This window comes from Proteus sp. G3927 (assembly GCF_963894685.1).
In the GTDB taxonomy this organism is placed as follows: Bacteria; Pseudomonadota; Gammaproteobacteria; order Enterobacterales; family Enterobacteriaceae; genus Proteus; species Proteus mirabilis.
This window is the reverse complement of sequence record NZ_CAWQGX010000006.1, coordinates 81,891-94,626: the sequence shown is the minus strand read 5'-3', so window position 1 is coordinate 94,626 and position 12,736 is coordinate 81,891. Positions and strand designations below refer to the sequence as shown.

At 42.1% G+C, this 12,736-nt stretch carries 10 protein-coding genes, 2 tRNA genes and 2 rRNA genes; 11 read left to right on the top strand and 3 right to left on the bottom strand.

Annotation, left to right across the window (positions count from 1 at the left end):
- From AACV00_RS01825 to AACV00_RS01810, 4 genes are all read left to right on the top strand, one after another.
- A 23S ribosomal RNA gene (locus AACV00_RS01825) occupies positions 1-1,161 on the top strand; the annotation flags it as partial.
- A gap of 113 nt (positions 1,162-1,274) precedes the next feature.
- Positions 1,275-1,390, top strand: a 5S ribosomal RNA gene (rrf, locus tag AACV00_RS01820).
- A gap of 51 nt (positions 1,391-1,441) precedes the next feature.
- A tRNA-Asp gene (locus AACV00_RS01815) sits at positions 1,442-1,518 on the top strand.
- Positions 1,519-1,525: 7 nt separating this feature from the next.
- Positions 1,526-1,601 (top strand) — tRNA-Trp (locus AACV00_RS01810).
- A gap of 270 nt (positions 1,602-1,871) precedes the next feature.
- On the opposite strand, the gene hdfR is transcribed toward AACV00_RS01810, so the two are convergent.
- Positions 1,872-2,696: an HTH-type transcriptional regulator HdfR gene (gene hdfR, locus AACV00_RS01805; RefSeq protein ID WP_036919565.1), complete on the bottom strand. Its 825-nt coding sequence runs from the start codon at positions 2,694-2,696 to the stop codon at positions 1,872-1,874.
- Between the two features lie 115 nt (positions 2,697-2,811).
- Between hdfR and AACV00_RS01800 the strand changes: the two genes are divergently transcribed.
- Complete coding sequence (locus AACV00_RS01800; RefSeq protein ID WP_004246370.1) at positions 2,812-3,150, top strand: DUF413 domain-containing protein; 339 nt, start codon at positions 2,812-2,814, stop codon at positions 3,148-3,150.
- Between the two features lie 47 nt (positions 3,151-3,197).
- Here AACV00_RS01800 and AACV00_RS01795 read toward each other — a convergent pair whose 3' ends face one another.
- Positions 3,198-4,730, bottom strand: a complete 1,533-nt coding sequence (locus AACV00_RS01795; RefSeq protein WP_036920151.1) for a YifB family Mg chelatase-like AAA ATPase — start codon at positions 4,728-4,730, stop codon at positions 3,198-3,200.
- 444 nt (positions 4,731-5,174) lie between these two features.
- On the opposite strand from AACV00_RS01795, the gene ilvL reads away from it, so the two are divergent.
- The 6 genes from ilvL to ilvA all read left to right on the top strand — a co-directional run bounded on the left by ilvL (position 5,175) and on the right by ilvA (position 11,768).
- Positions 5,175-5,276: an ilv operon leader peptide gene (gene ilvL / locus AACV00_RS01790; RefSeq protein WP_017827031.1), complete on the top strand. Its 102-nt coding sequence runs from the start codon at positions 5,175-5,177 to the stop codon at positions 5,274-5,276.
- A gap of 129 nt (positions 5,277-5,405) precedes the next feature.
- A complete protein-coding gene (gene ilvG / locus AACV00_RS01785; protein WP_104459348.1) occupies positions 5,406-7,055 on the top strand; it encodes an acetolactate synthase 2 catalytic subunit in 1,650 nt (549 codons plus the stop codon).
- Positions 7,052-7,330 (top strand): acetolactate synthase 2 small subunit, encoded by a 279-nt coding sequence (gene ilvM, locus AACV00_RS01780; RefSeq protein ID WP_004246366.1) that lies wholly within the window; start codon positions 7,052-7,054, stop codon positions 7,328-7,330. Before ilvG ends, ilvM begins: the two co-directional genes overlap by 4 nt.
- A 10-nt stretch (positions 7,331-7,340) precedes the next feature.
- A complete protein-coding gene (locus AACV00_RS01775) occupies positions 7,341-8,267 on the top strand; it encodes a branched-chain amino acid transaminase (RefSeq protein WP_004246365.1) in 927 nt (308 codons plus the stop codon).
- A 72-nt stretch (positions 8,268-8,339) separates the two neighbouring features.
- Entirely contained in the window at positions 8,340-10,190 is a 1,851-nt protein-coding gene (ilvD, locus tag AACV00_RS01770) for a dihydroxy-acid dehydratase (RefSeq protein WP_004249676.1), read from the top strand.
- A 3-nt stretch (positions 10,191-10,193) separates the two neighbouring features.
- Positions 10,194-11,768 (top strand): threonine ammonia-lyase, biosynthetic, encoded by a 1,575-nt coding sequence (gene ilvA, locus AACV00_RS01765; protein ID WP_004246363.1) that lies wholly within the window; start codon positions 10,194-10,196, stop codon positions 11,766-11,768.
- Here ilvA and ilvY read toward each other — a convergent pair.
- Positions 11,754-12,641: an HTH-type transcriptional activator IlvY gene (gene ilvY, locus AACV00_RS01760; RefSeq protein ID WP_004246362.1), complete on the bottom strand. Its 888-nt coding sequence runs from the start codon at positions 12,639-12,641 to the stop codon at positions 11,754-11,756. The genes ilvA and ilvY overlap by 15 nt on opposite strands.
- Between the last annotated feature and the right edge of the window lie 95 nt (positions 12,642-12,736).

The window sequence follows — 12,736 nt, the reverse complement described above, 5'->3', positions numbered from 1 at the left end:
AAGCCAGTCGAAGATACCAGCTGGCTGCAACTGTTTATTAAAAACACAGCACTGTGCAAACACGAAAGTGGACGTATACGGTGTGACGCCTGCCCGGTGCTGGAAGGTTAATTGATGGGGTTAGCGCAAGCGAAGCTCCTGATCGAAGCCCCAGTAAACGGCGGCCGTAACTATAACGGTCCTAAGGTAGCGAAATTCCTTGTCGGGTAAGTTCCGACCTGCACGAATGGCGTAATGATGGCCAGGCTGTCTCCACCCGAGACTCAGTGAAATTGAACTCGCTGTGAAGATGCAGTGTACCCGCGGCAAGACGGAAAGACCCCGTGAACCTTTACTATAGCTTGACACTGAACATTGAGCCTTGATGTGTAGGATAGGTGGGAGGCTTTGAAGTGTGGACGCCAGTCTGCATGGAGCCAACCTTGAAATACCACCCTTTAACGTTTGATGTTCTAACCTAGGCCCATAAACTGGGTCGGGGACCGTGTCTGGTGGGTAGTTTGACTGGGGCGGTCTCCTCCTAAAGAGTAACGGAGGAGCACGAAGGTTGGCTAAGCATGGTCGGACATCATGCGGTTAGTGCAAAGGCATAAGCCAGCTTGACTGCGAGAGTGACGGCTCGAGCAGGTACGAAAGTAGGTCTTAGTGATCCGGTGGTTCTGAATGGAAGGGCCATCGCTCAACGGATAAAAGGTACTCCGGGGATAACAGGCTGATACCGCCCAAGAGTTCATATCGACGGCGGTGTTTGGCACCTCGATGTCGGCTCATCACATCCTGGGGCTGAAGTAGGTCCCAAGGGTATGGCTGTTCGCCATTTAAAGTGGTACGCGAGCTGGGTTTAGAACGTCGTGAGACAGTTCGGTCCCTATCTGCCGTGGGCGTTGGAAGATTGAGAGGGGTTGCTCCTAGTACGAGAGGACCGGAGTGAACGCACCACTGGTGTTCGGGTTGTCATGCCAATGGCATTGCCCGGTAGCTAAGTGCGGAAGAGATAACCGCTGAAAGCATCTAAGCGGGAAACTTGCCTCGAGATGAGTCTTCCCTGTCGCTTTAAGCGACCTAAAGGAACGTTTAAGACTAAGACGTTGATAGGCTGGGTGTGTAAGCGTAGCGATACGTTGAGCTAACCAGTACTAATGAACCGTGAGGCTTAACCTGACAACACCGAAGGTGTTTTGTCAGAGAGACAAAACGATAAAGTCAGCTTGTTCAAGATTGAATTACTGGCGACTTACCGAAAGGAAAGAAGCGAGTGATTAAAACAGAATTTGCTTGGCGGCCATAGCGCGGTGGTCCCACCTGATCCCATGCCGAACTCAGAAGTGAAACGCCGTAGCGCCGATGGTAGTGTGGGGTCTCCCCATGTGAGAGTAGGGAACTGCCAAGCATTAAATTAAAGCCTTAATGTAAAAAGACATTAAGTGCGTAAAGAATAAGCGGAGCGGTAGTTCAGTTGGTTAGAATACCTGCCTGTCACGCAGGGGGTCGCGGGTTCGAGTCCCGTCCGTTCCGCCAACTATTTAGGGGCGTAGTTCAATTGGTAGAGCACCGGTCTCCAAAACCGGGTGTTGGGAGTTCGAGCCTCTCCGCCCCTGCCAGTTACCAATTAAGTAATAACAAAATTTATACTACTTTGTAGCCCAGTTAATTAACTGGGCTTTTTGTTATATAAAAACCACTATATTTTTCTCCAATCCTTCCAACTCTTCCAATCCTAAATCGTATTTATAACTCTATGTATCATCCAAATGATTAATCTAACATTATTCACATAATATTTTTCTGGGTATTGAATCTGTTATTAGTAATAACATGTGCTTCAATCATCAATTTTATTACTGATATATCAATTTGACTGAAGCACAATGCTACTGATGGTTGGAGACAGGTTGAGAAAGTAGTTGCTGAATTAACACTTGTTGATCACTGGTATTGAGCCATACAGCAAATAGAGGTTTTTGGATGATCTCTACTGCTGCTGGTGAGAGATCGGGATATAAATCGAGCCAATGAGTAGGTAAAAAAGCAACGGCATTTGTTGTTTTCATTAACTGATAAGCAATCATAGCTGAATTTGTTGTCAAAATAGGTTCTGTTTTTGGTGCAGAGCTATTTTGTGAAAGTGGTGACAAATCAGCACTCCACTCAATTTTGATAAATTGTGCGCTTTGCTGGTTCAGATGTGATGCTCTTTTCATTAGTTGAAATGTGATATTACCAATTACTTTACTTTCCAACTCATCCATTTTGGGTGCTTCTGTAGTAAAAAGCAGATCTAGCTCACGAGCATGAAGCTGCTTTACTAGAGATTGCCTTGTAGAGACTCTAGATTCAATTCTAAGCTCATTTCTTTTTAAGTAAGCCTCTTGTAGCCAAGAGGTTAGATAAGCGTCCCAGAGCGATGCTGTCGCACCAATTGAAAGTTCTGAGTGTTGGGAGGCGTGGCTAATTTCTTTTTTTGCCTGTAACCAGGTATTCATTAATGACTCAGCATAAGGGATAAGCCTTTCTCCAGCGAGTGTTAAGCGAATATTGTTACGATGGCGAGTAAACAAATTTGTCCCAAGTTGGGTTTCTAATTGGCGTATTCTAAAACTGACCGCAGACTGTGTTAAATAAAGAGATTCAGCGGCTCGGCCAAAGTGTCTTGTCTTACTGACTTCCAAAAAGGTTTTCAGTAATTCGGTATCCACATCTATCTCCAAAAAAATTTGTCGTTACGATTTAAATATTTTGTTTTACAGAACCGCATGACTCCCTAATACTCCGCGCCATAAGTATGACGATAGAGAATTAGGAGTGTGTCAGATGGCAGAAAGTTTTATCACGACTAATCGTTTTTTTGACAATAAACATTATCCGCGTGGTTTTTCTCGTCATGGCGATTTCACTATCAAGGAAGCCCAGATATTGGAACGTCATGGTCAAGCTTTCAATGAACTTGATTTAGGCAAACGAGAGCCTGCAACTGAAGCGGAAAAATTATTTGTTGCCATGTGTCGTGGCGAACGAGAAGCAGCTACTGTTGAAGAAAAAATTTGGAAGAAATATACCAGTCGTATAAGTCGTCCAAAACGTTTTCATACCTTATCGGGTGGAAAGCCACAGCTCGATCCATCTGATGACTATACCGATTCTGATGATTAATATCATTAGTTTTAATTTAAAAGGGGCGTATTTCGCTCCTTTTTTACTTACCCTTCTAACTGTTTTTGTAAATAGATCATCAGTCTATCCATGGCGCGAAAACTCAACGCTTCAATAAGATGATTTCGTTGTATTTTTTGCTCATTCTCAAGATCGGCAATAGTTCTCGAAACTCTTAAAATTTTATGCCATGCACGAATAGATAAGCCTAATTTATTCAATGTCTCTTCAAGAAAGAGTGCATCTTCGGTATGTAATTGACAAAAATGTTCAATCTCTTTACTTGATAAATAAGTATTAAGCTTGCCACTTCGCTGGAACTGACGTTCCCTGGCTTGTAAAACTCGAGCTCGTATGATGCTACTCGATTCATTTGTATGGGTCGATTGTAGTAGTGCACCTTGAGGTAATAATGGCATTTCAACGGATAAGTCAAACCTATCTAAAAAAGGTCCCGATACTTTGCTTAAATAACGTAATACTTGTTTTACGGGCGTTCGATTATGAGTACCTTGATAGTGCCCTGTAGGACTTGGATTTAATGCACCGACAAGTAACACATTTGCGGGATAGCTAATTTTGGCTTTAGCGCGTGAAATGGTAATTTTGCGCGCATCAAGAGGCTCTCTAAGTGCATCTAACACACGTCTATCAAATTCCGGCAATTCATCTAAAAATAAAATGCCATGATGTGCAAGTGTAATTTCACCGGGTTTAGGAATAGATCCACCTCCGGTTAAAGCAACGGCAGATGCCGTATGATGAGGTGCTCTAAAAGGACGTAAAGGCCATTTACCATCATGATGTATCGTATTTGATAGGCTACTGATAATTAATACATCAAGGGCTTCTTTAGCTGTAAGTGGAGGTAAGAGAGTATTAATGCGTTGCGCCAACATTGTTTTTCCTGTGCCGGGAGGGCCAAGAAATAAAATGTTGTGATTTCCTGCTGCTGTGATTTCTGCAGCTCTTTTTGCGTTATTTTGTCCAATAATATCACTAATATCTTTATTATTTTGGTTTTCAATTGTTTTGTGATTAATATTGTTTTTAGCTTCAATTAATGGAGTGTTATTTTCTAAATGATGACAAATATCCAAAAGATGGCTAGCTAATAACGCGGATTTATTAGGTAAGAGCGAAACTTCTGATTGATGTTCAATAGAAATGATAGATATTCTATTATCTTTGTTGGCGCTTAAAATTGAGGGAATAACCGCATTCACTTTTTGTAATTTACCGGAAAGTGCAAGCTCACCGATAAATTCATAACTATTTAATTTATCAGAGATTAATTGCTCTGAGGCAATTAAGATAGCTAACGCAATGGGTAAATCATAGCGGGCTCCTTCTTTAGGTAAATCAGCGGGTGAAAGATTAATCGTAATTCTTTTTGCTGGATAACTATATCCACTATTTATTAATGCGCTTCTTACCCTATCTTTCGCTTCTTTTACGACAGTTTCAGGTAAACCAACTAAAGTGAGTCCTGGTAATCCCTGGCTAATATGAGCCTCAATAGTAATAAGTGGTGCAGAGATCCCTAATGAGGCTCGCGTATATATTACTGCTAATGCCATTTTTTTATTCTCCATTATTTTCTCTCTTTTTAATTTATTTTTATTAAGGTGTTAAATAAGAAGTTAATTAAATGAGAGATATCTCGTAAATATTTAATTTATTGAAAAATATAGAAAATAAATAAAGTTAAAAAATAATTATTGGATAAAAAATTATTATTTATACGAAACTTTTTATTTTTGAATTTAATTATTTCTATTAACAGAACAAATAGTAAATTAATGGTTTTTCTTTCAGTATTAACCACTGCAATATAATTATTAAGTAGTGTTATATTCTGGTGCGTGACGGAGAGATAAAAATAGCTATATGTTTCATGTGGTTAGAATTATTTTAAAAATAATCATTGTCAACATGAAAATATCATGGTAACTCTAAAAGGACAGAGTGAAAGAGAACACAACACATACTATTTTTTACTACAGAAAAAGAATTTTAATATTATGAATACTATCGTCCTAGTGATTAGCCTAATTATTGTCAGCGTGGTGGTGATTATTAACCCACTGTGCGGGGCTGCACTAGGACGAAGAAAGGCTAACTAAACTAGCCGGATCTCAGAAAAACCCCCGCACCGAAAGGCGCGGGGGTTTTTTTTGAGCCAAGGTTTTTAAAGAGAATAAAAAAGAAAATAAATTAATATTAAACAAGAAGTTAAGACGCAGGGTGAAAGAATGAATGGAGCACAGTGGTTAGTTCAAGCATTACGAAAACAGCGAGTGGAAACGGTCTTTGGTTATCCTGGCGGTGCGATTATGCCTGTGTATGACGCACTCTATGATGGCGGTGTCGAACATGTTTTGTGTCGTCATGAGCAGGGAGCCGCTATCGCTGCTATCGGATTTGCTCGTTCTACCGGTACAACTGGTGTCTGTATCGCGACATCAGGCCCAGGCGCTACTAATGTCATCACAGGTCTTGCTGATGCATTGTTAGATTCTGTGCCTGTTGTTGCTATCACAGGGCAAGTTGCTTCAAATTTAATCGGGACAGATGCTTTTCAAGAGGTGGATGTACTTGGGCTCTCTTTAGCATGCACCAAACATAGTTTTCTGGTTTCTGATGTGAATGAACTGCCAAGAGTCGTATCAGAAGCATTTTCGATCGCTAAGCAAGGGCGTCCAGGCCCTGTGTTAATTGATATTACTAAAGATGTGCAATTAGCTGATGCTTCACATTTAGCTGATTATCCATTGCCACAAGAGCAAGAGTTTCCCTATCCCGAACACGAAATCGCGCAGGCTCTGCAGATGTTAGCACAAGCGAAAAAGCCGATTTTGTATGTTGGGGGCGGTGTAGCAATTAGCCAAGGTGTTGAGGCGCTAAGATCGTTTGTAAAACAGACGCAAATCCCCGTTGTTTCGACATTGAAAGGGTTAGGTTGTGCTAATGCATTTGATGCCAATTATTTAGGTATGTTGGGTATGCATGGTACAAAAGCTGCTAATTATGCCGTTCAACGTAGTGATTTATTAATTGCTGTAGGCGCTCGTTTTGATGATCGCGTAACGGGTCGTTTAAATACTTTTGCACCCAATGCAAAAGTGATCCATATCGATATCGATTACGCAGAGCTTAATAAATTAAAACAAGCCCATATTGCTTTGTTAGGTGATGCCAAAGTGTTATTACCTAAGTTATCTCAACCGTTAGCTATTGAGGCATGGCAAGAAGAGGTACAGCAATTAATCGCTGAATATGCTTGGCGCTATGATCATCCCGGTGAAGCAATTTATGCTCCTTTGTTGTTAAAACAGTTATCTGATGCTAAGCCTGAAAATAGCATTGTGACAACAGATGTTGGACAGCACCAAATGTGGTCAGCACAGCATATGACATTTGATGCGCCAGAAAATTTTATTACTTCTAGTGGGTTAGGCACGATGGGATTTGGTATCCCCGCGGCTATTGGTGCGCAAATAGCTAGACCTGATGCGTGTGTTATCTGTGTCTCTGGTGACGGCTCTTTTATGATGAATGTGCAGGAGTTAGGCACCATTAAACGTAAGCAATTACCTATTAAATTGGTGTTATTGGATAACCAGCGGCTTGGTATGGTACGCCAATGGCAAGAGCTGTTTTTTGAGCAACGTTATAGTGAAACCATTTTAACGGACAACCCTGATTTTGTTGCTTTGGCAAAAGCTTTTGATATTCCGGGGCAGCGTATTACAGAAAAAGCACAGGTTGCTGAAGCAATTAAATGTTTATTAACCAGTGATGGCCCTTATTTATTACAGGTATCTATCGATGATGCAGAGAATGTCTGGCCTTTAGTCCCGCCGGGCGCAAGCAATGATGAGATGATGGAGAAATCAAAATGAACCAACACAATATCACAATTGAAGCCCGTTTTTGTCCAGAGATCTTAGAACGTATCTTGAGAGTTATCCGCCACCGTGGTTTTCATATATGCTCAATGAATATGAATATCACAGAAAGTAACTATATTAATTTAGCTCTGACTGTGAGCAGTCAACGACCTGTTGATCTTTTATGTAGCCAGTTAACAAAGTTAGCTGATGTTGCAGGTATTCAGGTCTTACATCAACAACAAAAAGAAAAATTACAATTCATAAGTGCACTTAGTGCCATGTAAGGATAGAAGAATGACAAAGCAAGCTGATTATATTTGGTTCAACGGTGAAATGGTTCCATGGGCTGAGGCAAAAGTACATGTCATGTCTCACGCACTACATTATGGAACGTCTGTATTTGAAGGAGTACGTTGCTACGATTCCCATAAAGGGCCTGTCGTTTTTCGCCATCGTGAGCATATGCAACGATTGCATGATTCTGCCAAAATTTATCGTATGCCTGTCGCGCAAAGTGTTGATGAGTTAATGGAAGCTTGTCGCGAAACATTGCGCAAAAACCAGTTAGTCAGCGCTTATATTCGTCCTTTAGTTTTTATTGGTGATGTCGGAATGGGGGTTAATCCACCAGAAGGTTATAAAACCGATATCATTATTGCTGCATTCCCATGGGGGGCATATTTAGGTGAAGAGGCGTTAGATAAAGGGATTGATGCGATGGTTTCTTCTTGGCATCGAGCAGCACCTAATACTATTCCTACGGCTGCCAAAGCAGGAGGTAATTATCTCTCTTCATTGTTAGTGGGCAGTGAAGCTCGTCGCCATGGTTATCAAGAAGGGATTGCATTAGATGTTCATGGTTATCTTTCTGAAGGGGCTGGTGAGAACTTATTTGAAGTAAAAGATGGCGTTATTTTTACTCCTCCATTTACCTCATCTGCGCTACCGGGGATCACTCGCGACGCAATTATTAAATTAGCGAAAGATCTCGGTTATGAAATTCGTGAACAAGTCCTGTCTCGAGAATCTCTCTATCTTGCTGATGAAGTGTTTATGTCTGGTACCGCTGCAGAAATTACACCAGTTCGTAGCGTTGATGGTATTCAAGTTGGTATTGGTCGCTGTGGTCCAGTAACAAAAGCTATTCAGAAAGCTTTCTTTGGTTTGTTTACGGGTGAAACCGAAGACAAATACGGCTGGTTAGATCCTGTCAATCCATAATCATAATTAAATACATTTATTGAGCGAGTAGTTCGTTCCCTACTCGCTGTTATTATCGCAGGAGTGTGAAAAATGCCTAAATACCGTTCAGCAACAACGACACATGGTCGCAACATGGCTGGCGCCCGCGCATTATGGCGTGCAACAGGAATGACTGACGCTGATTTTGGTAAACCTATTATCGCAGTTGTAAATTCATTTACTCAATTTGTACCCGGTCATGTGCATTTGCGGGATTTAGGAAAACTGGTTGCAGAGCAAATTGAAGCTGCGGGTGGTGTGGCTAAAGAATTTAATACTATTGCGGTGGATGACGGTATCGCGATGGGACATGGTGGCATGCTTTATTCGTTACCTTCCCGTGAGTTAATTGCTGATTCTGTGGAATATATGGTCAATGCACATTGTGCAGATGCCATGGTATGTATTTCTAACTGCGACAAAATCACACCGGGTATGCTGATGGCGTCTTTACGCTTAAATATCCCAGTCATTTTTGTTTCTGGTGGACCGATGGAAGCGGGTAAAACCAAGCTTTCTGATCAATTGATCAAGTTAGATCTGGTTGATGCGATGATCCAAGGGGCTAATCCTAATGTCAGTGATGCTGATAGTGAACAAATTGAGCGTTCTGCTTGCCCTACATGTGGATCATGCTCTGGTATGTTTACGGCAAACTCAATGAATTGTTTGACTGAAGCGTTAGGATTATCGCAACCGGGTAATGGTTCATTATTAGCAACCCATGCTGATCGTAAAACATTATTTATTAATGCGGGTAAGCGTATTGTTGAATTAACTAAACGTTATTACGAACAAGATGATCTATCTGCATTACCACGTAATATCGCTAAAAAAGAAGCATTTGAAAATGCGATGATCTTAGATATCGCCATGGGGGGATCAACAAATACCGTTTTACATCTATTAGCTGCCGCGCAAGAAGGTGATGTTGATTTTAAGATGGAAGATATCGACAGACTTTCTCGCCAAGTTCCTCATTTATGTAAGGTGGCACCAAGTACCCAAAAATATCATATGGAAGATGTGCACCGAGCAGGTGGGGTGATGGGGATTTTAGGTGAATTAGACAGAGCAGGATTACTTAATCGTAATGTTAATAATATCTTAGGCTTAAGTTTGCCTGAAACATTAGCACAATATGATGTGATGCTAAGCCAAGATGAGCAAGTGAAATCAATGTACCAAGCCGGTCCCGCAGGTATTCGTACCACAAAAGCTTTTTCACAAGATTGCCGTTGGCCGACTTTAGATACCGATCGTGAACAGGGGTGTATCCGAAGTAAAGCGCATGCTTATAGCCAAGATGGTGGTTTGGCCGTGTTATCAGGTAATTTAGCGCAAGATGGTTGCATTGTTAAAACCGCGGGTGTGGATGAAGATAATTTAGTGTTTAGTGGCCCTGCTAAAGTATACGAAAGCCAAGATGATGCGGTAGAGGCAATTTTAGGTGGCAAGGTCGTTGCGGGTGATGTGGTCATTATCCGTTATGAAGGCCCGAAAGGGGGGCCCGGTATGCAAGAAATGCTCTATCCAACCTCATATTTAAAATCAATGGGATTAGGCAAAGCGTGCGCATTAATCACGGATGGACGTTTTTCTGGTGGAACCTCGGGGTTATCTATCGGACACGTTTCACCGGAAGCGGCAAATGGTGGGATCATTGGTTTAGTGGAAGAAGGGGATATTGTTGATATCAATATTCCAAATCGCGAAATTAACTTACGGGTAGATGAGAAAACACTAGCAGCCCGTCGTGAAGCACAACTTGCTCGTGGAGATAAAGCGTGGACACCTAAAGATAGGCAGCGCCAAGTCTCTTTTGCTTTACGTGCCTACGCGTCTTTAGCAACCAGTGCAGACAAAGGTGCTGTACGTGACAAATCTAAATTAGGGGGCTAACTCATGGCAGCCTTTAGACCTTTAACTTCAGCACCAAGTAGTGCTGAATATTTAAAAGCCGCATTAAGTGCGCCTGTTTATGAAGCTGCTGTCGTGACACCTTTGCAAGAGATGGCAAAAATTTCTCAGCGTCTAGAAAATACCATTTTAGTTAAACGAGAAGACCGACAACCGGTACATAGCTTTAAACTGCGTGGCGCTTATAACATGATTGCAGGGTTAACGCCGGAGCAAAAGGCAAAAGGGGTGGTTACTGCATCAGCGGGAAATCATGCCCAAGGGGTGGCGTTATCAGCTAATCGAATGGGTGTAAAAGCATTAATTGTAATGCCTATTGCAACGGCGGATATCAAAGTGGATGCCGTACGCCAGTTTGGTGGTGAAGCGTTGTTGTATGGGGCTAACTTTGATGAAGCAAAAGCAAAAGCCATCGCTTTGGCAAAAGAGATGGGATATACCTTTGTGCCTCCTTTTGATCATCCCGCCGTGATTGCAGGGCAAGCAACATTAGCAATGGAGCTGTTACAACAGGACGTCCATCTTGATCGTATTTTTGTACCTGTTGGCGGCGGCGGTTTAATTGCTGGGGTTGCTGTATTAATTAAACAACTGATGCCTGAAATAAAGATCATTGGTGTTGAGGCAGAAGATGCTGCTTGTTTAAAAGCAGCGTTAGAAGCAGGACATCCTGTTGAGTTACCTCGCGTTGGATTATTTGCCGAAGGTGTCGCTGTCAAACGTATTGGCGATGAAACCTTCCGTTTATGCCAAAAGTATGTTGATGATGTGATAACCGTTGATAGTGATGCAATTTGTGCCGCTGTAAAAGATCTGTTTGAGGACGTACGCGCTATTGCAGAGCCTTCTGGTGCTTTAGCATTAGCAGGGCTAAAAAAATATGTTGAGGAGCATCAGATCAAAGGGGAACGTTTAGCCCACGTACTTTCTGGCGCTAATGTCAATTTCCATGGCTTACGTTATGTTTCGGAACGTTGTGAACTAGGTGAAAAACGAGAAGCGCTATTTGCCGTTACAATTCCCGAACAAAAGGGTAGTTTTTTGCGTTTTTGCCAAATTTTAGGACAACGTGTTGTTACTGAATTTAACTATCGTTATAGCGATGCCGATCCAGAAAATGCACGTATTTTTGTCGGTGTGCGTTTAAGCCAAGGGCTACAAGAGCGTAAGGAAATCGTGCAACAGCTAACGGAGGCGGGTTATCAAGTCTCCGATCTCTCCGATGATGAGATGGCAAAATTGCATGTGCGTTATATGGTCGGTGGTCGCCCTAATCAGCCATTAAAAGAGCGTCTGTTTAGCTTTGAGTTTCCAGAAGCACCGGGTGCATTAATGAAGTTTCTTAAAACATTAGGGACTTACTGGAATATTACGCTATTTCATTACCGAAGCCATGGTACTGATTATGGCCGTGTGCTGGTGGCGTTTGAGTTACCTGAAACGGAAGGGCGTTTTGAACGGCATTTAGATGCGTTAGGTTATGAATATCATGATGAGACAGGAAATCCGTCTTTTCAGTTATTTCTTTCACCACAAACAGCCAGCTTAGTGGTGGAGTAGGCGCCAAAACGCACTGATCACAGGCTCTTGAAGGCGTTTGTGTAAACCACAAACGCCAAGTTCAAAGGGTTCTACCAGCGATATATTATCGAGCAAAGAGATACGGTTTCGTACCGGCTCAGGGCAGTTATCGACGACAACTTGCGGAATAAGTGCGATACCACAACCAAGAGCAACCATTGAAACAATCGCTTCATGCCCTGAAACAGTGGCATAAATAAGAGGATTTTGAATTCGATGGCGTTTAAACCATAAAGCAATGCGCTGTCGTGATGGGCCGTGTTCAGGAATGATAAAGGGAATATTGAGCCAATCCGGTTTTTCTTGTGTAGCAAGGTGTCGAACATTACCCGGTAGAGCAGGGGCAATAAGAACTAAGGGGATCTCGCCTATTTTCTCAAAGCAGATATTTTCAGGCAACTTCTCTGGTTTTCCTGCAATACCTAAATCGGCTTCATCTGAGATAACTTTATCCACAGCATCTGCGGCATCACCGGTAGTCAATTTTATCTCGACTAAGGGATTTTCCGCACGAAAACGGTCAAGGATCGGCGGAAGGTGACTATAAGCTGCAGTGACTGAACAAAATAGACGTAGCTCTCCAGACAAGCTGGGACTGTTCTGGTTTAGCGTATGTTTGAGTTGCTTATATTGCAATAAGGTGTGTTGAGCATAACGTTTAAGTTGCTCCCCTGCATCAGTCAGTGTGACTTGGCGGTTATCACGCAAAAAAAGTGGATGCCCTAGTTGTTCTTCAAGACGCTGGATCTGACGTGAAAGCGTGGATGGACTGACATGCATGGCTTGCGCAGTCTTGGTGAAATGGCAACTTTCAGCAAGATGTAAGAAGAGTTTGAGATCGCGAATATCCATGGTCAGCCGCCTAGGTAAATAGTAAAAATAACGTTGCATTTATTGCAACATCATCTTGTAAATATATCAATTTAAGCAATGGCTTTCATCCCCTA